The sequence below is a fragment of the Pedobacter sp. CFBP9032 genome (genome assembly GCF_034045265.1).
Lineage (GTDB): Bacteria > Bacteroidota > Bacteroidia > Sphingobacteriales > Sphingobacteriaceae > Pedobacter.
The window spans coordinates 78,109-102,387 of sequence record NZ_JAXCWE010000001.1; the positions used below are offsets into that span (position 1 = coordinate 78,109).

The window sequence follows — 24,279 nt, forward strand, 5'->3', positions numbered from 1 at the left end:
GATCAACTACCCATTTAGTTTTAACTTTTTTTAACATTTATTAAAATTCGGGTAAATACGTGTAGATTCTCTTGCCGAGAAATCAGACATCGACCGATAGAATAAAGGTTTGACCAGTAGAGCTTGGTTACTTGCTTCTGCGAAAATCTTCTTAATCTGCGGGAAAAATTATTGCATACTTATCAGCGCCTTACCAAATAGCCTGCCTTCAACACAAAATCGACTAATTGTCAAATGCTTACATCAATATTGATTTCGGTTGGTGTGACAGCAACTGATAGAAAAAAGCTTGCAAAGCTTGGCCCGCAGATCAAAAGGATTTCGCAAATTTTTGTTAATTGCCTACTAATCGATAGCTCACCAATATGCCTACAATTAACATTACACTAACTAATTATCAATCGCTTACACCAATATTAATTTGGGTCGGTGAGACACCGACTAATAGAATAAAGGTTTGGCCAGTAGATCTTTGGTACTTGCTTCTGCGAAAATCTTCTTAATCTGCGGGAAAAATTATTGCATACTTATCAGTGCCCTACTAATTGGCCTACCTTCAATACAAAACCGACTAATTATCAAATACTTGCATCAATACTGATTTCGGTTGGTGAGACAGCAACAGATAGAAAAATAGCTTACAAAGCTTGGCCCGCAGATCAAAACGATTTCGCAAATTTTTGTTACTTGCCTACTCATCGATAGCTCACCAATATGCCTACGCTTAACATTATAGAATAAAGGTTTGGCAAGCAGAACTTGGTTAATTGCTTCTGCGAAAATCTTCTTAATCTGCGGGATAAATTATTGCATACTTATCAGCGTCCTACTAATTGGCCCATAAACAGCATCAGTAATTATTTTTTTTAAATAAAAATATACCCAAGCACAATATTTCGATATCTCAGCGTTTATGTATGTGAGAGCGTTAATTTAGATGACGGGGATACTGCCTTAATGGTGGAATCCCCGTTTCTTTTTGCATAAGTTTTTCTAAAAATATGGAGATAAAAAAAAGGGACTATTGCTAGAAAGTCCCTTTTGATCTATATGATGGAGTTAAGAATTTTAAAAGTTAATGCCTTCTTTTTTCGCTGTGGAGTGTTGGCCAAATTGATCGAAAGACTTGATTTTTTTAGGTTTTAAAATTAAATACACACCAAGACCTATAAGAACAAGTGCACTAGTGGCTCTTGATAAATCAAAATCGAACAGTGAGATGTCTTTCAAGGTGAAGATGCCGCCGATGATAGCAATGGCCAACCAACTGCCACTTTCAAAGTTTCTACGGTAGCCCAACCATAAACCAACTCCCAACATAGCAGTATGCCAGCTTAAAATCCAGTGGGGAATATCTAACCCTGTGTTTCTCAGCATAAAGATAGCTCCGATTACCAAAAGTAAAATACCTAAGCCAAATTGTTTATTGTCGTGATTTTTGTTAATGAAATTTTCCATGATCGTTTTGATTTATATTCAAATGTATCACGAAAATGAGGGCAGGAAAATGGCTATTCCCTTAACAACTTTAATTCATCGGTGAGTTAAATAATTTTGTCGGTTAAAATATTTCCGATCTTTTTAGCCAACTGATTTTCCCGGTGAATTACTTAAAAATAATGATTTCTGATCGCTCACTCATGATCACCTGGGTAGTTAAATCAATAAATAAGCCATGAGCCAATAAACCATCAATTTTATTTAAAGCGTTAGAAAGTGCTTTGGGGTTGTCTATCAAACCAAAATCTGCATCAATGATCAGGTTTCCGTTATCGGTAAAGTAGTCTTGATCACCTGTCATTCTCTTTTTTCCTTTACCATGCAGTTTAGTGAGCTGATCAAAAACATATTGATAAGCCAGAGGAATCACTTCGATCGGAACTGTGAATGAACCTAATTTCTTAACTCTTTTAGAGGCATCGGTTACAATAATTGCATTTTTACTCATCGAAGCCACAATTTTTTCGCGGAACAAGGCCCCGCCCCCTCCTTTTATCAAATCTAGACCTTCGGTAAATTCATCAGCACCATCAATACTGATATCTACGGAAGAAATTTCTCCCAAATTTAGGACCTCAATGCCTAACGCCTTTGCCAGTTCTTCGGTTCGGAGGGAGCTTGCCACTGCTTTGATGTTCAACCCTTCTGCAACTAATTTACCCAACTCCTTTATTGCAAATGTTGCAGTAGTTCCGGTACCTAAACCCACAATATCTCCATTTTTAACCAGTTTAACAGCCGCTTTTGCAGCTGCAAGCTTCTCTGCATTCTGGTGATTTTGATCGATGATTCCCATAGGGTAAAACTAAGAAAATTTGTTGAGCGTTTTTGCAGGGAGGTTTTTGTTGTTTGTTGATCGCTGGGCGTTTTTTCCTTCTTAGTCTTGCGTTGAGTATTAAATGTTATTCACCTCATTGCAGCTTAAGCACGTAATTAAAGCATATCGGTTAAAGGCAAAATAATATAAACAAAAAAATTATTGCACAGATGCAATAATTCCTTTTAATAACGTTTATATAACTGAGAGCGTTAATTTAGATGATGGGGATTCTGCAACTGTGGAATCCCCATTTCTTTTTGCCCTCAGGTTTTTTATTTTTCTGTTGATAGTGAATAAGGAAAATCAACCGGGTTAGCACCTCTAGTTTTGTTCGGTGTTGCCGTCATATTGAAGTTTAATACTGCTCCTTTTTGCAAACCACTGTGGCTGATCCAGTTTTTTGAATAAGGCTTTCCATTTAACTGTAACGATTGTACATAACGGTTGCTATCGCTATTTGCAGCTGCATTAATGGTTACCGTTTTGCCGTTGTCTAATGTTAAAGTCACCTTCTTAAATAAAGGCGCACCCAACACATACTGATCTACAGCTGGCGTTACCGGATAAAATCCCATCGCCGAGAAAACATACCATGCAGATGTTTGTCCGTTATCTTCATCTCCACAATACCCATCTGGCGTTGGTTTGTACATTCTGTTCATTGTCTCTCTAACCCAATATTGCGTTTTATAAGGCGCACCACCATAATTATATAAGTAAATCATGTGCTGAATCGGTTGGTTACCATGCGCATACTGACCCATATTCGCAATCTGCATTTCACGGATCTCATGAATTACACCGCCATAAGCACTTTCATCAAATACCGGTGGCATAGAGAAAACAGAATCCAGCTTGGTTACAAACTGCTTATGTCCGCCCATTAATTTAGCTAACCCATCCACATCCTGAAATACCGACCAGGTGTAATGCCAGCTGTTGCCTTCTGTAAAGGCGCCGCCCCATTTAAATGGACTAAACGGTGTTTGGAAACTACCATCTTTATTTTTACCCCTCATCAAACCAGAAGCCGGATCAAAAAGGTTTTTGTAATTCATTGCTCTTTTTTTGTAAATATCAATCTCCGATGCTGGTTTGCCTAAAGCTCTTCCTAATTGATAAATGGTAAAGTCATCATATGAATACTCTAAGGTTTTCGCTGCATTTTCATTTTTTTTCACGTCGAAAGGTACGTAGCCCAATTCATTGTAATACTTCACCCCGTCGCGACCAACTGCCTCAATCGGACCTTCATTGTTAGCACCATGTTTTAAAGCATCCCATAAGGTTTGAATATCATAACCACGCAAACCTTTGATATAAGCATCAGAAACCACTGAAGCGGAGTTGTTACCCACCATAATATTTGCATAACCCGGGCTGCTCCACTCCGGCAACCATCCGCCTTCTTTGTAATCGTTTATTAAACCTTCCTGCATTTCTTTATTAATGGAAGGATAAACCAGATTTAAGAATGGATATAACGCACGGAACGTATCCCAGAAACCTGTTCCTGCAAACATATAACCAGGTAAAGTCTGCCCGTTATAAGGACTCCAGTGTACCACTTTATTGTTGGCATCTACTTCATATAATTTGTTCGGGAAGAATAAAGTACGGTATAAGCAAGAATAGAAAGTACGGGTTTGATCAATCGTGCCACCTTCTACTGCAATTTTATTCAGCGTTTTGTTCCAGATGGCTCTGCCTTTTGCTTTTGTAGCGTCGAAACCATCGTTGGCTAACTCTCTTTTTAAATTCAGATCAGCCTGTTCGAAACTGATAAATGATGAAGCTACTTTTGCAGTAACCTGCTCACCTTTGTTGGTTTTGAAACCGATGATGGCACCACTATGATCGCTTTCTAATTCAAGCTCATCGTCTTTAAGCTTATTGCCACTCCAGGTTTTAGCCAGCTTAAAATCTTTATTAAAATAAATAACAAAATAATTTTTGAAGTTCTTTGGCAGTGGGCCACGTGCATATTTTGTAGTATAGCCGATAATTTTGCGTTCAGCAGGAATGATTTTGATGTAAGAACCCTTGTTTAAAGCATCTACTACTACATAAGAACTATCTGTTTTAGGAAAAGTAAATCTGAACTGTGCCGCTCTTTCGGTAGGCGTTATTTCAGTAGTTACATCGGCATCTGCTAAATAAACACTGTAATAATAAGGTTTTGATACCTCCGCCTTGTGGCTAAACCAACTGGCACGTTCATCTTCTGCAAATCTCATCTTACCAGTTACCGGCATGATAGAGAAAGCAGCGTAATCATTCATCCATGGTGAGGGCTGATGCGTTTGTTTAAAACCACGGATTTTATCAGCGTCATAAGTATAAGCCCATCCATCGCCCATTTTTCCAGTTTGAGGGGTCCACATATTCATCCCCCATGGCAAACCAATAGCAGGATAAGTATTTCCGTTTGATAAACTCGGCTTAGATTGCGTGCCCATCAGGGGATTAATCCAGTCTACAGGATCTGTAATTTTGCCCACCGTTTGTGCAAAGCTGGCAGATGCAGCGAAGCTGAGGAAAGCAATAAATAGTTTTTTCATTCTTATGGTATTATGGTGTGTTTTGAAAAGTTAAAGCTCAGGATTTTTTACGTAATCTGCCCACAGTCCGTCTAAATCTTTGCCGGTTAATTTCACCCAGATTTCCGGTTGATAGGTATGGTCTCTTAACGAAGCATCAACTGCTTTTATGGTACCCGACTTCACATTTTTTTCTATCCAGGCAAAAAATCTTGCGGTAATTCTGTAGCTGTTTTTGTAAGTATGTTCGGGTTTTAGTGCTGGTAAAATCCATTTTGCTCCAGCATTATCCACACCGAATTTAAAACGGGCATAATCTGCAATGCCTTCAGTTAACCAACCAGGGCCTACACTTCTGCCATAATCCTGAACAATATGCATTACTTCATGTGTAACTACATCAATATCTTCAGGATGTTTATCCATCCAGATGGAACTGTAGGTTACTTTTCCATCTGATGTTGCTGCAACACCTTTGTAGGCCGTATCAATCGAAAACTTAACCGATTTTAAAGTTTTTGGATTGTATTCTTTCGCCAGTTTCGGATAGACAACAAAGAACGTTTCAATCAATCTTTTTTTCAACTTTGGATCGAGCGCTGCATAGTTACTTTCAAAGGTAAGTGTGTAGCCGTTTTTCTTAATTGTTTCTTGTGCCTGAGTCTTCGAAAATGGCAAAATTGCCGCAAAAGCTAACGAAGTTAAAAGGGATATTTTTTTCATCTAAATTATTTTCAATGTTTTGGTTAGCTATAGTTATGCAAATTAAAGATAATCTGTAAAACGTTTTAGTAATCACTCAAAAATTTTACGTTGTTGGCATATTACCTAATTTAAATCATGTGTTAAGCCATTTAATACTATTAATTTGCTATTCCTGATTGGCTTTACTACTATACTTTAATTTTAACTGATCTGGATTTTGAGCGTATTCCTGCCACAACTGATCAATAGATTTACCTGTTAAGCTACTCCAGCTTTGTGCTGTATATTGATGTGCCCGCAACTGCTGATCCAGATTAGCGATTAAACCTGATTTTACATTTTGTTCCAGCCAGGCGAAAAACCTAGCCGTAATGCGGTAGCTGTTCTGATAACTTTGTTTAGTATTAAAGGCAGGCAAACTCCATTTAGAACCCACATTATCTACCCCATATTGGTAACGTACGTAATCTGCAATGCCTTCTGTTAGCCAAACCGGACCAGCACTATAACCATAACCCTGAACAATGTGCATGGTTTCATGTGTAACTACGTCTATATCTGTTGGATGTGCCTTTAAATAACCTGCACTAAAAAGAATCCGGTTTCCACTGGCTTCTGCAACTGCCTTATAGGCGGTATCCACTACGAAAAGTACATCATGCGTGGATTTATTGTTGAATGTTTTTACAAGTGTGGGATAAATTTCGAAGTAGGTATCAATTAATTTCTGCCTCAACAACGGATCTAGAAGTGGGTCTTTACTAATGAAAGTAAGTTTATAACCTTTCTTTTTTTGTGTTGAAAAGCTTGACCAGTTTTTAGTAAACGCACTCCGTAAATGTTTTTCAATCTTTTTTTGTGATTTTCCTTTTACCCAGTCACTGTTAACAATTATTTCGCCAGCCTTTGCGCTAATATCTGTTGTTTCCCTATTATTGAAAGTCAGGTCTGCACTTCTTTTAGTTCGGTAGCCATCTGCTAATGCAAACCATGGATACACCTTATAAAATGCAGCAGATAGTTTATCTTTTGTTTTCTGATCTGCAATCTGCTGATCGTCTTTAATGGTAACCTGGTAGCCTTTTGATTGAGCAAATGAAGAAAATGAAATGAGCAAGATTACCGTTATTGTAAAGAGATATTTAATCATGTTGTTTGTATTTGGAAACAATTATTTTGTTTGTTTTTTAGTTATATGTGGCACTGGCATTAATCTCACAAATTAAACTAAAACGTTTTAGTTTTTGTGTCTCAAAAAAGCCTGCTATCCAGGCAGGCTTTTAAAGTGAAAAATCTAAATTTCCACTGATCTCCAATTAAATCTACTAAAACGTTTTAAATCATTACAATAATAAGATTATTCTCGAATAAAAAAGATTTTTTTTTGAAGGAAAAACCTAAAAATTTATCAAGTCCTGTAGTTAATTAATAATGTTACTAAACACGCCATTTTTCTTATTTAAAATGTGTGTTTATTTAAATCAAATTCTATCGCAACAACTTGCAGCACCAATTAATGTTGCATGTTCTTTCAGTTGAGATATTCTAATGCTTGCATCCACATCATTCCCTTTCAATGTAGCATTCAGTTCTGGTGCAAAGGCATTAAAAGCCTGAGATATATTGCCGCCAATAACTACCATATCTATTTTATGTTCGTTAATTACAGGAATCAGAAATTGGGCAAGGTTATAACCAAATTCCATAAACACCCTGGTGGCCAAATGATCGGTGTCAGCAATTTCGACTAATTCCTTTACGCCTGCCAATTCCGTTCCGCTAAGATGTTTATACCGTTTAACGAACCAACGGGTAGAAAGATAATCTTCAGCGATCCCCTCCATAAACGGCGAATTCCACAAATCAGCATCAATCGCTTTTAATTTAGTGCTCAATGATGAGCCTAATCCCGTTCCCAATGTTAAACCTAATACATTCGAATTACCTTTTGCGGCTCCTGCAAAAACTTCGCCTTGAAGAAAGCCAGCGGCATCATTTATAAAATGTATGTTTTCCAAAGGAATTTCCAGTCGTTTGGCTAATTCTTCTTTAACATTAACATTGTAAAGTGCCTTAAATTTATCCTGATCTTTAATAAGTGAAATACCTTCTTTGTAATCAAACGGACCAGGCATAGCTATTCCTATATATCGATTCCCGTTTTTGATATTGTTAAACGATTGGTCGATGATCATACACCAGGCGGATAAAATGTCTTCTTTACTCTCCCGCGAATTTACAGGGCTACGTTTGATTGAATCATCAATCAGGGTTCTTGTTTCTAAATCTACCAAGGCGGCCGTAATATGCGAGCCGCCAATATCCACACCCAATGCTACAGGCTTTTCCATTCTTTATTTTTATTTCTATTTTAATTTTATGCTATTTAAGACGCGGCCGTTATTATCTAAACATTTGAGTTTAAAAAGCTGATTCAATTATTATTTAGGAAAGGAATCCATAATTCATTTTTATCAGCTTCATGAATACATTCTATTTTCACTTACTTGATGTTCCACTGATCTGCCAGCAGCTTAATGAAATAACCACCAACAACACTTCGTGCCTGAAATCCAGTTTTTGTTCCCGTTTTGGTTTCATGCCAGTCTGTTAACGGAACCTTGCTTGTGGTTTCAGTGGCAAATTTATGAACAGGCGCTATAAATTTTTCAAAATCTACTTGGTTGTCTGCCAGCGTTGCAGTCCAAATAATCCAATCGGATTTAGTATAATCCTTCCGACTATCTAATGGCAAGCCAAATTCATTTTGTTTAGTTAAATAATAATCTATTTCCTTTTTGTATACCGCTTTCGGGAAGAGATCCAATTTTAAGAGCTTATCCCAAACCAGATTATATTTCTGGCTCCAGGTATTTTTATCATTAAAGGTTAGCGCGAAGTGATCACCACCATCGGCAAGTGTCTGCCAGTTTTTAGCCATTCCTAAGGCTGCATTTCTATATTTCGCAGCTATTCCTTTCTTACCGGATAATTCGGCCATTTGCGCGTAAGCACCTAATCCAACTATTGCTTTCACAGATAAATTTGCGTTTCTGGCAAGGTGGCCAGCAAAATCATCTGTACATAACTGATTAGCCGGATCAAAGCCCTCTTTCAGCAGGTAATCTGCCCAGATAGACATCACCTCCCAATGTTTAGCGGCATATAGCGTGTTACCATCTGCACGCGTAATGGCAGCAGTAAGAATCAACATATTTCCTGCTTCTTCTACAGGCATATCTTCTCCATAAATTTGTCCGTTGGCAACCGGATAAACACCAATATCGTGAGCAGGATAAGGTTTTTTCCATTTGCCGCTTTCAGCATAATAGAAAATTCCGTTCAACATTCCTTTTAATAATTCAGGATTGTAAAGTAGATATTGAGGTGCCGAAGGATAGGTAACATCAACTGTATTGATGAAACCTCCGCTGAAATTTTCTTTGGAGAGGAAAAGTAGATCGCCATTTGGTGCATAAACAATTTTGTGTGCCGCGATACTTTGCCTATAGGCAAGTTTGCATAAATCTGCATATTCTTTCCCGCCCACTTTTGTAGCATCTGCAAGAAGGCTGGCATCGAAAGCTTTAGTTTTGGCCTGAAGCATAGCATAATCCATATTGGCTGCAGATAATTGATCTTCGAAACGGGTTGTTGCAGATTTTCTCCAGATTGGCAACAGCTGATTGCCAAAGTATTCGATTGATTTCAAATCATCATAACCCAGCATCAGATATTTTTCTACGGGTTTAGAAGTCACAGTTCCAAATGGAATTACAGTACCTAAATCCTGTGCTTTAACATTTATCGCTTGTGAAACTTTTGGATATTTCCCTGTTTTAAATGCATTGATATTATCACCTTGCTTCCCAATAAATTGCAGGGCATTAAATTTTGCTGGCACTGCAATGTACAGGTAACCCCAGTCAATCCGGAGATCATCATTCTTCTCTTTCAGCACAGGCTGCTCTACGGTTCCGGCTTTTAAAATAGAAAGTTCGTTTTTAGTACTTTTCCAGGCTGAAACAGGCTGGTTGGGCGTATTTACAGCCAGATTTGAGGAGGCACTAAAATAAACATCAACTTTGTGCGCTCTTGTATCTGCAGATTTTATGGAGTAGGTAATATAACTGATTGGCCTGGCGGTTAGTTTTACGTCGTTTAAAAGCAAGGGAGAGGTAAAAGTTAAATTAAGATTTACACCACCTGCATTAAAAGTATAAGTGGTATTGGTGGCGCCGACAGTTACATTGGTTTGTGTTGCATTGATTATGTTTCCAGCTGCAGGAACTTCTTCTACAATACCGGCATCCAAAAACCTGCCGCCAGCAGTATTTTTACAATCGATGGCTAAGATATTCTCTCCGGCCTTTAAAACACCCTCCGGAATTGGGATATAAATGTATTCGTGCACCCATCCCTCCTTTTGATAAAGGAGTTGGCCATTCAGGTAAACGTTTACATTATCATCATGGTTAAGCTTTAAATACTTTGTTGCAGTCGACTTTTTATCAATAGAGAATTTTCTGCGGTAAAAGATTTCGTCTGTATTCCATTTGGTTTTAGAAAGCTGGTCGTCTCCAAAAGGCGCTTCCCCCTTCATCCAGGAGGCCTCATTGAAATTTAGTGTCGTCCATCCTTCTAAAGGTTTTTTTAAGAAATAACTGGCTTGATATTTTTCTTCATCAGCCGCAGCCAGAATCGTTTTATACGTTTTACTATCTGCGCCTAAAAAGCGGTAAAACCGATTGTCTACTTTTATAATTCCAGTTAGAGAATGTTCCTTGCCGGTCCAATGCTTGGTTGCAGATTGATTTAGTCCATCACCAAAAGACCAGATACTTAAATAAGTATCGTGGGTAATTAAAGGATAAGCTGGCGCTTTGTCTTGTGCGAAGGTACACATGCTGTATACCATTAAAAACGCCAGTGTATAAAAATTTTTCATAATGATTTGGTTAGTTTCTTATTTATAGTGTTTGGCAAGCCAAAACAATGGTGATGATAACTTTATTTACGAATTAGCACTAAAATTGGAACGAACATTTTAAAACTTAAAAAATCAAATTTACGTAAATCGTTTTACCTTTTCAATATTAGAGAGTAAAGTAAACATTTACAATGCCTGGCAGTAACATTTACATTACCGACTTAGAATTTATCTTTGAATGAGTTTAGCAGGGAGTATGATGTGTTGATTATCGAGCTTTGATTTGGAGGAAAGCTGACTTAGAATCAACTGGATCACTGTCTCCGCAATCTCCTCAAGCGGTTGTTGCACAGCAGAAATTCCTGGAGTATGTAGCTCAAAAACTTCATGATCATCATAGGCAATTACACCAAAGTCATTTCCAACTTGCTTCCCCATTTTTTTTAATACCTTGAGTCCGCTTATGGCTAAATAATTAGTTGCGAAGAGTACTGCGTCTATTTCTTTCGAATGGAAAAGTTTTTCCATTTGTGCCATGGTTTCTTTTTCTTCCTGATTAAAATGAACTTTTAGTACCAGGTTTTCATTATAAACCATGCCGTGATCGGCCAGTGCCTTTTCGTAACCCGCCAAACGCTCTGTAATTTGTTGTACATCAATATCGGTAGTAACCAGGGAGATTTTCTTCTTTCCTTGCTTAATAAAACTTTCTACAGATTGGTAAGTAGCTTTGAAATGATCTGCACCCACGTAATTGGTATCTAAATCCGGCAGGTTTCTATCGAACAGGATAACGGGTTTATTATCAGCAATAAGGTGTTGAATATCTTCTTCCAAACCCTTAATTGGCGAGATAATATAAGCATCAACCTTTCTGGATTTGAACATATTGATCAGATCTTTAGCCTTTTCTAAGCTATTTTCTGTACTGGAATAAATGATTTTATATCCTTTTTTGTAAGCCTTATCTTCAATTAACCTGGCTATTCTGGAAAAGAATGAGTTTGAAATATCTTCAATAATTAATCCGATGATATTTGAATTTCCAGTTCTTAAACTTCTGGCAATTTGATTTGGCTTATAGCCTTTCTCTGCAATAATTTTTTCTACTTTTTTAATTACGGCTTCACTAATCGACTTATCTCTGGCTTTACCATTGATAATGAAAGAAACTGTAGTGATTGATACACCGGCTGCAACAGCAATATCTTTTATAGAGAGACTTTTCATTTATAGCATATATTTTACTGGGGTGAATTGCAGGCCAACCAACAAAACCAGCCTGAGTTTAGCTAATATAATGCATAATCATTAACATTGATAAATTTAACGAAATGGAATGCAATTATTTTAACTATAAATAAAAAAAGGCGCCAGTTGGCGCCTTTTTGTTTACTTATTAATAACCCGGATTTTGAGCTAAATTTTCGTTTAAAGTTCGTTGGATTAAAGGAATTGGAAATAACTGTCTGAATGGTGCAGACGGTGTATGATCCCACCATGTGGCGGTATGGAATTTACCAAAACGGATTAAGTCATCACGCCTGAAGCCTTCGAATACAAACTCACGCCCTCTTTCGTTCAATAATTCATCCAGTGTTAAGCTAGCCGTGGTATATTGATTGGCTGGCCAGTTGGCTTCTGTAAAAGCTCTTTTTTTACAATCGTTAATGAGCTGAACGGCTTCTGCATTTGCAGCACCACCGTTTTTACGCATAATGGCTTCCGCCTTAGCAAAGTAAATCCAAGTCAGGCGATACAAGTTCCAGTCAGTACAATTGTAATTTAAATCAATACCAATTGGGTTACCATTCACTATGCCGGCTACGTTGTTACCCAGTTTATATTTGTTAAAACGCACACCACTATTCTCTTCACCTTCACTCATGTTTGAAACCGTTGAATTGGCTCTTGCACGGCGAATTTCATCCACGAAAATAATTTGCTGATCGCTATATTCGTTTCCTCCACTGGCAAGTGCTGGCTGACCATTATCAAAACGAACTTGTGGACCTTGAAGCAACCAGGTAGATTTTCTTAAATCGTCATTGCTGTATTTATTGTAATTTCCAGGAACCATTACTACACCATTGTTTCCGTTTCTGGAACCACCATAAATACGGTCTTGCTGGAAGTGAAAAAATTCACTTGTCCACGAGGGTTGCGAATTTGCAATTCTAAATTCATAAGCAATTGCAAAAATTACCTCTTTCGATAAATCGTTGGTAGTTTTAAATTGATCTGTAATGTTCGGGTCTAGCGCCATTGCACCATTTTGACCTCCACCTTCGTTATTAATCAATTTATTAGCAGCAGCAATACAATCATCCCAACGGGCGGTACCTGTCCAAACTTCAGCATTTAGATAAAGCTCTACCAGCATAGCGTAACCACCAGCTTGAGTCATCCTTCCAATCATGCTTCTGGATAATTTTGGTGCTTTATCAATATTGTCTTTAATTTCCTTTTCAATAAAGGCAAACACCTCCGCACGTGGTCTGGTTTCTGGCTTCGCGGGAATACCAACCTCTGTCACAATTGGAATATTGCCAAAAAGATCCATTAACTTAAGGTAATGGTAAGCCCTGAATAATTTAAGCTCGGCGATATAGGCATCCTTTTCTACCTGGGTAATACCCATTTGCGATAAGGAACGTTTTTCCAGATTTCCAATTGGGTCATTACAAAAACCCATCCCACCGTACATTAAAGACCAGGCATTGTTTAACGGCGCATCATCTACCAGCCAATTGTGATAGTGTAAACGTTTCCACTTACCACCATCTTCACCATGGCGACCTTTAGTTGGCCAGGCCAATTGATCACCGGAAAGTTCTGATGGTCTCCACCAGTTATCTTGCCCTGATGGCGTTGCCCAGGCATTGGCATGGGTGTATGGCCTTAAAACAGCAGATAAAACTTCGTTTTTGTTATTATAATAGTTATCTGTAACTAGTGAGCTATAGATATTCTCGTCTAACTTGGTACAGCCATTAAATAAAATAGGCGATGTAATAAGTGCAGACAATATGATTTTTTTAAAATTTTTCATTTTTATTTAAATATTAAAATCCAAAATTAACACCGAAAACAAATTGTCTTGTTGTTGGATAAGGGCTTCTGGTATCTATACCCAAGCTACGTCCGTTAATTTCTTGTCCTAAACCAGTATCTTGAATAAGATCAGGATCATTACCAGAATAACCGGTTAATAAAGCCAGATTCTGCCCCACTGCATACACACGTAAACTGCGGAACGCTTTATCATTAAATTTGAAAGTATATCCTAAGGTTACCTCGTCAACTTTTAAGAAACTTCCACTTTCCAGATAGTAATCTGAATACATATAGGTATCGTTAATTTCTGAATATTTGGTGAATGCACTATTTAGTAAATTACCTTGTGTACCAAATTTATTTCCGTAAGAAAGTGCTAACGTGTTTAACACATCAAAATCTAATTTACTTCTTAGGAAAACAGTCAAATCAAACTTTTTATACGTAAAGCTGTTTCCGAGTGATAAATAGTATTTAGGAATAGCATTTCCAATAAGTGCTAAATCTGTCTGATCGCGGAATGGAGAAGTATTGATTTGTCCATTGGGTACCACTGCTCCGTTCTTGTTATAGAACGTCCACTTGCCATCTGGTGTAAAACCAGCAAAACGTTTACCCCAGAACTCACCGATATTACGGCCTTCATAGGTACGGAAAGCATCACCGAGTGCACCAGCGCCACCAATACTTCCAAAAGTTCTCATGTCTCTTTTGTATACTTCGTTAGAATAAGTATCAAGCTTATTATCAATTGTACTTCCTGCAAAATTAATGTTCCATGTAAAATCATTTCTCTTCATGGCCTGATAGCTTAACGTTAACTCTAAACCTTTAGCAGAAATGGTTCCCACATTTGTATAAATAGATCCTTGTACAAAAGGTGGCTGAGGTGAAGTGTAAGTATCTAACAAATCAACGATATTACGTTTAAACACATCTATGGAACCACTTAATCTACTGTTAAACATCGCGAAATCTACCCCAAAGTTATACTCGCGCTTGCGTTCCCACCTTAAGTTTGGATTTGGGTTACGGGAAGGACCGTAAGTTTGTAACCATTCGCCATTTGGAAACGGGTAAAGATTACCTGTACCAAGCGTAACGAGTGAAGCATAGTTTGCGAAACCTGAATTACCTGTTTCACCGTAACCCCCTCTGATTTTTAAGAAATTAAGCCATTTGGTGTTTTCCATGAATTTTTCACGGGTAATTTCGTAAGACGCGGAAACGGCTGGAAAACTTGCCCATTTGTTGTTGGCACCAAACCGGGATGAACCTTCTCTTCTTAACACCGCTTCAACATTCACTTTACCATCAAAGGTATAATGCACCCGACCGAATAATGCGATGAGTGTATTGTCATTTTTATTACTTCCTAAAGTAACACGGTTGATCCCGATCGGCACACTGCCCAGGTTATTTTCTTCAAAAATATCATTGGTATAACCCCTGTTACTTGCACTAAATGATTCATTTACCTCATAACGGTAAGAGTACCCAAGCATTCCTGTGATACGGTGTTTATCATTAATAGTTCTGTTATATTCTATTGTAGGTTCGAAGTTGAAATTTTCATTTAACTCCGTTCCTTTATAGGCATAACCACCGCCAGGTGAATCGCCATTCTCTACCGAGTTCTGGCTACCTAAAGTGCGGTATTGGTTATCAATAAATTGGTTGCGTTGGTAAGCTACAAAAGCTGAAGCTTTCAGACCCTTTAAAATATCAACATCAATCTTTCCATCTGCTGAATAGGTTTGTTGAGCTCTTTTAGACGTTTCTTGTTCCAACCGGGCAACTTCGTTGGTAATGTTCCTGGTGAAAAGATAACTTCCATTAGGGTTATAGTAAGATTCTGTTGGGTTTTTGGTTAACACATTTTCCCAACCACCACTACCTAGAAGATTGGCTTTATTGATATTAGACGCTACATTGAATGATGCAGTTACTTTATCTTTAAAACCTTTTTGAGTCAAACTCATTCTAAACTGATATTGTTCTCTACTGTTTTCCCTCGCGAAGCCATCCAATTTATTGTAAGTAAATGAACCTCGGTAAGTTGACTGTTCACCTCCACCAGCTATTGATAAGTTTTGATAATTGGTCAAATTATCTTTGTTTATAATATCATCAAAGTAGTTAAAATCACCTCCAAAATCCTGAGCCTTATACTGTCCGCTGGCAAGTTTTTCTCTAAACTCTGTTGCACTCATAAAATCCGGACGTTCATACAAAGTCTCGTGTTTTACGTAAGCATTGTAACTAAATTGAGATGGTCCTTTTCTTCCTTTTTTTGTAGTCACCAAAATTACACCTGCATTGGCTCTTGTACCATAAATGGCAGCTGCAGATCCATCCTTAAGTACAGAGAATGATTCGATATCATCCTGTTGCAAAAGATCTAGATTACCTCCTGGAATTCCATCAATTACGATTAATGGGCTGGATGTTCCAGAAACGGAAGTTACCCCACGAAGCTGAATCGCTACACCAGAGTTTGGGTTAGAACTGCTCCTGGTAATCTGTAAACCTGCAACTTTACCTTGCAATAAATCAAGCGCGTTTCTGGCACCACTCTGTCTGAATTGAGAAGTATCCACTTTTGTAATGGCAGAAGTTAACTCCCGCTGACTCCGGGTACCATAACCCACTACCACCACATCATCTAACTTAGTATCTGCAGATACCGCAAGCTTAATGTTTAAAGTAGTTTGCGCATTGATAGTTACATTCTGGGTTTGATAACCGAGGTAGGTAAATCTAATCACCTCGTTTTCGTTCGCATCAATTTTAAATTGGCCGTTGGCATCAGTAACAGTCCCCTGGCCTGTGGTAATGTTCTGTACCCCTACACCCGGAACACCAAGATTTTTTTCATCAACTACCTTTCCGGTAATCACTTTCCTCACACTTGCCTTGTGCCAGGGAAATTCGAATTCAAGAAAACCATCGAAATCTTTCCGGTCAGATTCTGCCGAAAACGCTGGGAAACTCGACAAAACAATTGCAGAGATACCAGTGAGTTTGAGTAAATTAATTTTCATTAGCTATTTAGTTTTGTTTTGAAATGCAATAGGATGATCATTGATGAACCAGTAGCTTTTGAGCAGACATAAACTGCCCCTTAGCAAATACATATTGATTCATTTGGTAAAAGTGAATTTGGTTAGTTATCTATTATTCCGATTAGTTAGGTCAATATTAGAAAAAATAATCTTTTATTAAAACGTTTTAGTCAGTAAAAAAAACGTTACAAAAACGTTTTAGCAATTCGGTAAGGGATTTTGACCAGGCTTTGCCTGTTTACGAATTTGATCGATAGGTAGTGCTTATTTTAGGTAACCTGCAATTAAGCCAGCCGTTTTTGCTGATGCGCCTGGTTTTCCCATTAAACTTAATAACTCATTATAATTGTGGAGCATCTCTGTTCTCCCCTGTCCGTCAAGGATGACTTGCAGTTCTAGGTTTACCTGTTCAGGGTTACAGTCTTCCTGAATCAGTTCGGTTACTATTTTCTTATTAACAATGAGATTGACGAGTGAGATAAATTTAATTTTTACCAGCATTCTGGCTATGGCAATGGAGATCGCTCCTCCTTTATAAACCACTACCTGAGGTACTTTAAACAATGCCGTTTCAAGCGTAGCGGTACCTGAAGCAACAATTGCTGCGTGCGCTATATTTAACAGGTTGTAGGTATTATTAAAAAGTAAGTGAACTTTTTTTGTCCCTGTAAACTGGTGGTAATAGCTTTCAGAAAAGGTAGGTGCGGCTGCAATTGCAAAAGTATAATCGGGGTAATTTTCTGTTATACTAAGCATTACCGGAAGCAATCGTTCAATTTCCTGCTTTCTGCTACCTGGCAGTAAGGCAATAATTTTCTGACTACCTAAATTGTTATTCGTTCGAAAATCTGCATCCGCATAAAACTGATCGATTTCATCTAATAATGGATTTCCAACATAATCGACATGCATTCCCCACTCCCGGTAAAAATCAACCTCGAATGGTAAAATGCAAAACATATGATCGACAACCTTTTTGATTTTCAACACCCGTTTCTGATTCCAGGCCCATACTTTTGGAGAAATATAATAGCAAACTTTAATGCCGTGGGCCTTTGCGAAGGCTGCAATTTTCAGGTTAAAACCAGGAAAATCAATCAGCACCAGAACATCAGGCTTCCAGTATAAAATATCATCCTTGCAAGCTTTGAGATTTTTGAAAATCGTTCTCACATTTAAAACCACCTCAGTAAAGCCCATAAAAGCCATTTCGGCATAATGCTTCACCAGTTCGCCACCTTCTGCCTGCATTTTATCGCCACCGAAATACCTGAAAACAGTTTCGCCATCCTCAGCTTTTAAAGCTTTCATTAAATTTGCACCATGTAAATCGCCAGAGGCCTCTCCTGCTACGAGGTAATATTTCATGTTCTAATGTTAAGTCGTGAGTGGTAAGTTGGGAGTTGTGAGTTATAAGTATGAACTTTATGCTTTTTTAATATTCTTGTTTTCGATTTTTAAGTACTCGTTTTCTTTTCCCTATTTGCTATTTCCCTATTCACTCTCTCAAAAAACTTTATATGCAAAAAAAACAAGAGCACACACAAAGGTAGCAGCCAGAATTCCCCTGCCAGTATTTTCTTTATTAATCTTAAAAAAATACTGCATGATGTAGGCATTCACGGCAATCCCACCAATATATAGTAAATCTGCTTTGGCCAATGATGCTACATGATGAATAATAAACCATGCAATACCACAGAGAATTGCCGGCGATAGTAAACCTATCCCCAGCCCTATCCAAACTGAATTATTAAGCTTTTTTAAGCGATTCTCCATCTTTTTAGTTAACCTAAACTCATTCCATCCGGCGCAGATACCTTAATGGCTTTATCGATTTTATCAGCATCATGTGCTTCAAAATTCCAGCTGCTTAAAGTTTGAATAGCATGATGCGCAGTCAAATCAAACTGTACCGGAACAATAGAAACATAACCGTGTTCCAGTGCCCAAACATCGGTATCCTCACCATGATCAAAGTTTTCAAAAACGCCTGTTAGCCAATAATACGGACGATTGTAAGGGTCTGTTCGCTCATCAAACTCCTCCATCCATTTCGCATTTGCCTGTCTGCAGATCTTAATTCCCTTTAAATCTCCACCTTTCGGGAAGTTAACATTTAATAAAGTGCCCTCTGGCAAGCCATTGGCTAACACCTGTTCGCAAATGTTTTTAATGTATTTTTTAGTATGACTAAAATCAGCGTCAGCTGCGAAATCATCCATAGAAAAACCGATAGATGGAATTTTTTCGATTGCACCTTCTACTGCAGCAGACATCGTTCCCGAATACAACACGTTGATCGAATTATTTAACCCGTGGTTGATTCCAGAAACACACAAATCAGGCTTTTTTCCCTTGAAAATTTTATTAACTGCTATTTTAACACAATCTACTGGAGTGCCGCTGCATTTGTACATTTCTACACCCTCATAAATAGAAACTTTATCGAACCGAATCGGCTTACCAATAGTAATAGCATGGCCCATTCCGCTTTGTGGACTATCTGGCGCTACTACTACTACATGGCCAATTTCCTGCATTACTTCCATCAGGTTTTTTATTCCGGTGGCCGTAATTCCATCATCATTAACGACTAAAATATTGGGTTTAGAACTTTGCTTTGTCATGCAGGCAAAAATACAGATTATTAAATTCAGGGCACAATAAACACCCGTTTAATATCTTATTTTCATTAAATATTCCTTTTTTATTTGTGTTTCGTAAAAAGCATTTCATTCAATAAAAGAAAGCATATATATTTGGGTAGAAATGAGCCTAATACCTCAACATTCTGCTTGCTGAAATGGGCTTTCATTTTATAAACCAAAAACAAATCAATGAAAATCAAACTATTTACTTTAGCTTGTTTTCTCATTACAGGTACAGTTGCACAGGCACAAAATACCTACCAATGGAAAACAGGATCATCTGGCGGCTACAGCTATAAATTTGTAACAAACGATCCTACTAAAACACGTTTTTACACCTTAAAAAACGGCTTAACAGTTATTTTATCGCAAAATAATAAAGAGCCAAATATTGTATACAAAATGGCCGTAAGGGCTGGAAGTAATACCGATCCACGTACCAATACCGGTTTAGCACATTATTTAGAACATTTGTTATTTAAAGGAACAGATAAGTTTGGGACGTTAAATTACGCAAAAGAAAAACCACTTCTTAATAAGGTAGAAGCGCTTTATGAAACCTACATCAAAACAACCGACCCGGTAAAACGTAAAGAAATTTATGCGGAAATTGATAAGGTTTCTGGTGAAGCATCAAATTATTCTATCGCGAACGAATACGATAAAATGATGAAATCGATCGGTAGTGGTTCAACAAATGCACACACTTCGGTAGAAGAAACTGTTTACGAAGAAGATCTTCCTTCAAATGCTATTGATAAATTCTTATCGGTTCAGGCTGAACGTTTTCGCGCTCCGGTTTTCCGTATTTTCCATACAGAACTAGAGGCTGTATATGAAGAAAAGAACATCGGAATGGATAACGATGGCCGTAAAATGTACGAGAAAATGCTTTATGCGTTATTTCCTACACATAATTACGGTCAGCAAACCACTATTGGCACCATAGAACACCTAAAAAATCCTTCATTAGTGGAGATCAGGAAATATTATAACAAATATTATGTGCCCAATAACATGGCCTTAATTATGTCTGGTGATATTAATTATGATGATTTAATTAAAAAAATAGAGAAAGATTTCTCCTTCATGGTTTCTAAACCATTATCGTTGTACAACCCAGCTGCGGAAAAGCCACTTACCCAGGTGCAGAAAGTAGACATCTATGGTCCAAGTGCAGAAAACTTATACGTTGCTTACCGAGGCTTTGCTCAGAATACACGTCAGAGTTTATTGTTAGATTTAATCAGTAGCATCTTATCAAACGGCAAAGCAGGTTTGATGGATATTAACATCAACAAGCAACAAAAAATGTTACGTGCAAACGCAGGCTACAATCAGATGAAGGATTACGGAATCTTCATTTTATCTGGCGCCCCTAAAGCCGGACAAAGTTTAGAAGAAGCGCAGAAGTTATTATTGGAGCAAGTTGATTTACTTAAAAAAGGCGATTTCGATGAAAGTCTGATTAAAGCAACTGTGGCTAATATCAAACTGTCAGAACTTCAAGGTTTTGATAACAACGACGTGCGTGCAGATTATACCATGACTGCTTTTATTCAAAATCGTGGCACTGAATGGGATAAAATGTTGGCCTCAACCGATGCCATGGGTAAAGTAACGAAAAAGGAAATTGTAGATTTTGCCAACAAATTCTTCATTAACAACTACGCGTCGATATTTAAGCATAAAGGCGAAGATAAAAGTATTCTTAAAGTAGAAAAACCAACCATTACTGCAGTTAAAACCAACACTAATGAAGTTTCTCCATTTACAAAAACCATAATTGCTGCGCCAGTAAAACCAATCGCACCTAAGTTTTTGGATTACACGAAAGACCTTAATTTTGGGAAAGCCGGCATAGCGGATGTAATTACTGTTCAAAATAATGAGAATGGAATTTTCCGCATGAGCTACCGTTTTGATATGGGTTCTTATAATTACAAACTTCTACCTTATGCTTCGCAGTATCTTGCTTTTTTAAGCACAGATAAATATTCTGCAGAGGATATTAGCAAAGCTTTCTACAATATCGCTTGTAGCTATAGCTTAAATGTAGGTACCGATGTAACTACTGTTTCTATTTCTGGCTTGCAGGAAAACTTTGATAAAGCCATAGCATTAGTAGAGGATGTTTTGGCTAACTGTAAACCAAACGAAAAAGCCCTTGAAGATTTGAAAGGCAGAATCTTGAAATCTAGAGAAAATGCGAAACTTAATAAATCTTCGATTTTAGGTGGACTAATGAGTTACGCGCAATATGGTGCTGATAATCCATTCAATTATGGTTTAAGTAATGATGAGATTAAAAACATGAAATCAGCCGATCTGATTTACCTGTTGCATAACCTCACCAATTATAAACACACCATTACTTATTATGGTCCAAAAACATTAACAGACTTATCTGCTGATATTGTTAAAGTGCACCGTTTGGCCAATGAGTTTACCCCTGTAGCACCGATCAAGAAATTCAATTATACTAAAACAGATTCGAACAAGGTTTATTTTGCAGATTACGACATGGTGCAGGCCGAAATTCGTTGGGTAAGAAATGGTGGATTATACGATCCAGCGAACGCAGCAAAAATTGGTCTCTTTAATAATTATTTTGGCGGTGGCATGGGTTCTATTGTTTTTCAAACCATTCGCGAATCTAAAGCATTGGCCTATTCTACTTTCGCTGTGTACTCTACACCAAATACTAAAGACAAAGAAAATACCGTAGTGGCTTATGTGGGTACACAGGCTGATAAAATGAATGACGCTGTTGCTGGTATGAATGAATTATTAAATACTTTGCCTGAATCTGATAAATCTTTCGACCTTTCTAAAACAAATTCATTAAATGGTTTGGAAACTTCCCGAATCACTAAGGATGGCATTATTGCAAGCTATTTATCTGATCAAAAACTTGGCTTTGACCACGATTCCAGAATTGATGAATACGCTAACTTAAAACCATTAAACTTTTCTGACATTAATACTTTTCACCATGATAATTTATCAACTAAGCCTTACAACTATTGTGTTGTTGCTTCGGAGAAAAAAATCAACCTAGCTGATCTGGCTAAATTTGGACCTGTTACTAAATTAACTTTAGAGCAGATTTTTGGATACTAAAAAGTAGAAAGGTAAAAGCTTAACGCCAGTCGTAAGATGACAAACGACGAACGATAACTACAAAAAATCTGAAAAAAAGCGATTTCTGGAAACAGAAATCGCTTTTTTATTTTGCCTAATAAGTGTTGGTCTGGAAATTCTTTCCAGATCACTGAACTTTGGATTTGTAATCCACTTTTGTAAATACAACAAAATTTCTTCTCAATCCGTCTTTCCGCGGCAAATAAATGTTCATTGGTTCAATAGCCATTTGTTCCTTGGTTTAGGCGCAGAAAAATTCCGTGTCAATCCGTGTCTCCGTGGCAAATAAGATGTTCATGAGTTCAATAGCCATTTGTTCATTGGTTTAGATGCAGAAAGATTCCGTGTCAATCTGTGTTTCCGTGGCAAATAAAATGTTCATGAGTTCAATAGCCATTTGTTCATTGGTTTAGATGCAGAAAGATTCTGCGTCAATCCGTGTTTCCGTGGCAGATAAACGTTCATTGGTTCAATAGCCATTTGTTCATTGGTTTAGGCGTAGAAAAATTAAGCGTTGGTCTGGAAATACTTTCCAGATCATTGAACTGTGGATTTGTAATCCACCTTTAATAACTACAACAAAATTCCGTGTCAATCCGTGTTTCCGTGGCAGATAAACGTTCATTGGTTCAATAGCCATTTGTTCATTGGTTTAGGCGTAGAAAAACTAAGCGTTGGTCTAGAAATACATTCCAGATCACTTAACTGTGGATTTGTAATCCACCTTAGTAACCAAATTGAATTCATGGCAAGCCAATTAAACAGGTTTCAACGCATTTAAAATTTCGCTAATCGAAACCCTTCCGCCACAAACAAATTCATCTGCGGCGCCATAATAAATAGTTAACGCATCACCATTTATAATATGGCCATTGGTAAATACCACTTCTCCAAAAAAACCATTTAGTTCATAGTCAGTTGTAGGCTTCATGATTGGCTCATCGGTTTGCGCAATAACAATAGAAGGATCGTTTAAATCCATTAAAAAAGCGCCCAAGCAATATTGATGATCTGCGTTAGCACCATGGTAGATTTCCAACCAACCCTGGTCGGTTTTTATCGGGGCGGCACCCGCACCAACCCGTGCGCTATCCCATTGATGCTTTCTGGTTTTGACAATACATTTATGATTTCCCCAATGAATACCATCTGGCGATTCTGCCAGCCAGATATAATGGCCACCAAGGCCAACACTACTCGGACGATGAAGTGCGTAAAACTTTCCATTTATCTTTTCTTCGAAAATGGCGCAATCTTTATTGTGCGGAGCGATGATCATGCCGTGTTTTTCAAAAATTTTCCAATCTTTTGTAGTGCGTAAACCAACTCCAACACCATGAGCAGAAACTGCAGTATAAGTTAAATAATAAGTTTCGCCTATTTGAGCGACCCGACAATCCTCTATTCCAAAGACTTCGTTTTCCCCTTCTCCTTGCAATAATGGATAACCTTCTGGTTGATAAAAATGAATACCATCTTCACTGCAAACAAGGCGCAAATGCGAAAGTGTGGTGAGGTAATCAGTTCCTTTAAAGTTAATAATCCGTGCATCCTCAGCCTTTAAATCTGGATCATTTTCATTGATCGTGATGATCTCAATTCCTCCTTCCTTTAAAACAGGAAAGGAAATTACGCCAGGAGTCTGTTCAGGTCGCTCTGCTACCCGAATCAATAACCAAACTTTACCATCAAACCTAAATACACCGGGATTTAATAAACATGCAATCTCTAAACCTGCCCTGCTTGGAACCAGATCTTTTGGCGATAATATCGGATTTTCAGCAAACCTTCTCACTTGTTCTTCCATAATCTAATTTATGACTTCATAACTTATAACAAAACTGGATTTAAAAGTTTAATCGAATTT

At 37.7% G+C, this 24,279-nt stretch carries 15 protein-coding genes; 1 reads left to right on the top strand and 14 read right to left on the bottom strand.

The features are described 5' to 3' along the window. Positions 1-1,068 precede the first annotated feature (1,068 nt). The 13 genes from SOM16_RS00350 to surE form a co-directional block, all read right to left on the bottom strand. Positions 1,069-1,458 (bottom strand): LiaF transmembrane domain-containing protein, encoded by a 390-nt coding sequence (locus tag SOM16_RS00350; protein WP_320462021.1) that lies wholly within the window; start codon positions 1,456-1,458, stop codon positions 1,069-1,071. Positions 1,459-1,606: 148 nt separating this feature from the next. After that, on the bottom strand, positions 1,607-2,296 hold the full coding sequence (gene rpiA, locus SOM16_RS00355) for a ribose-5-phosphate isomerase RpiA (RefSeq protein WP_320462022.1): 690 nt from the start codon (positions 2,294-2,296) through the stop codon (positions 1,607-1,609). Positions 2,297-2,592: 296 nt separating this feature from the next. Continuing rightward, positions 2,593-4,881 (bottom strand): GH92 family glycosyl hydrolase, encoded by a 2,289-nt coding sequence (locus SOM16_RS00360; RefSeq protein WP_320462023.1) that lies wholly within the window; start codon positions 4,879-4,881, stop codon positions 2,593-2,595. Between the two features lie 30 nt (positions 4,882-4,911). Beyond that, positions 4,912-5,583, bottom strand: a complete 672-nt coding sequence (locus tag SOM16_RS00365) for a basic secretory protein-like protein (RefSeq protein WP_320462024.1) — start codon at positions 5,581-5,583, stop codon at positions 4,912-4,914. A 148-nt stretch (positions 5,584-5,731) separates the two neighbouring features. Beyond that, positions 5,732-6,715, bottom strand: coding sequence for a basic secretory protein-like protein (locus SOM16_RS00370; protein WP_320462025.1), 984 nt, complete (start codon positions 6,713-6,715; stop codon positions 5,732-5,734). Positions 6,716-7,046: 331 nt separating this feature from the next. Next, positions 7,047-7,916, bottom strand: a complete 870-nt coding sequence (locus SOM16_RS00375) for an ROK family protein (protein WP_320462026.1) — start codon at positions 7,914-7,916, stop codon at positions 7,047-7,049. 152 nt (positions 7,917-8,068) lie between these two features. Then, the gene (locus SOM16_RS00380; RefSeq protein WP_320462027.1) at positions 8,069-10,513 is read right to left on the bottom strand and encodes a glutaminase family protein; all 2,445 of its coding nucleotides are present in this window, start codon (positions 10,511-10,513) and stop codon (positions 8,069-8,071) included. Positions 10,514-10,723: 210 nt separating this feature from the next. Next, positions 10,724-11,725: a LacI family DNA-binding transcriptional regulator gene (locus tag SOM16_RS00385; protein WP_320462028.1), complete on the bottom strand. Its 1,002-nt coding sequence runs from the start codon at positions 11,723-11,725 to the stop codon at positions 10,724-10,726. 169 nt (positions 11,726-11,894) lie between these two features. Then, a complete protein-coding gene (locus SOM16_RS00390) occupies positions 11,895-13,547 on the bottom strand; it encodes a RagB/SusD family nutrient uptake outer membrane protein (protein WP_320462029.1) in 1,653 nt (550 codons plus the stop codon). A 13-nt stretch (positions 13,548-13,560) separates the two neighbouring features. Then, entirely contained in the window at positions 13,561-16,596 is a 3,036-nt protein-coding gene (locus tag SOM16_RS00395) for a SusC/RagA family TonB-linked outer membrane protein (protein WP_320462030.1), read from the bottom strand. A gap of 285 nt (positions 16,597-16,881) precedes the next feature. Continuing rightward, complete coding sequence (gene lpxB / locus SOM16_RS00400; RefSeq protein WP_320462031.1) at positions 16,882-17,985, bottom strand: lipid-A-disaccharide synthase; 1,104 nt, start codon at positions 17,983-17,985, stop codon at positions 16,882-16,884. A 138-nt stretch (positions 17,986-18,123) separates the two neighbouring features. Further along, positions 18,124-18,396 (bottom strand): stationary phase survival protein SurE, encoded by a 273-nt coding sequence (locus SOM16_RS00405; protein WP_320462032.1) that lies wholly within the window; start codon positions 18,394-18,396, stop codon positions 18,124-18,126. Positions 18,397-18,404: 8 nt separating this feature from the next. Next, complete coding sequence (gene surE, locus SOM16_RS00410) at positions 18,405-19,247, bottom strand: 5'/3'-nucleotidase SurE (protein WP_320462033.1); 843 nt, start codon at positions 19,245-19,247, stop codon at positions 18,405-18,407. A 210-nt stretch (positions 19,248-19,457) separates the two neighbouring features. On the opposite strand from surE, the gene SOM16_RS00415 reads away from it, so the two are divergent. After that, positions 19,458-22,391, top strand: coding sequence for a M16 family metallopeptidase (locus tag SOM16_RS00415; protein ID WP_320462034.1), 2,934 nt, complete (start codon positions 19,458-19,460; stop codon positions 22,389-22,391). Positions 22,392-23,169: 778 nt separating this feature from the next. Here SOM16_RS00415 and SOM16_RS00420 read toward each other — a convergent pair. Continuing rightward, complete coding sequence (locus SOM16_RS00420) at positions 23,170-24,219, bottom strand: glycoside hydrolase family 130 protein (RefSeq protein WP_320462035.1); 1,050 nt, start codon at positions 24,217-24,219, stop codon at positions 23,170-23,172. Positions 24,220-24,279 lie beyond the last annotated feature (60 nt).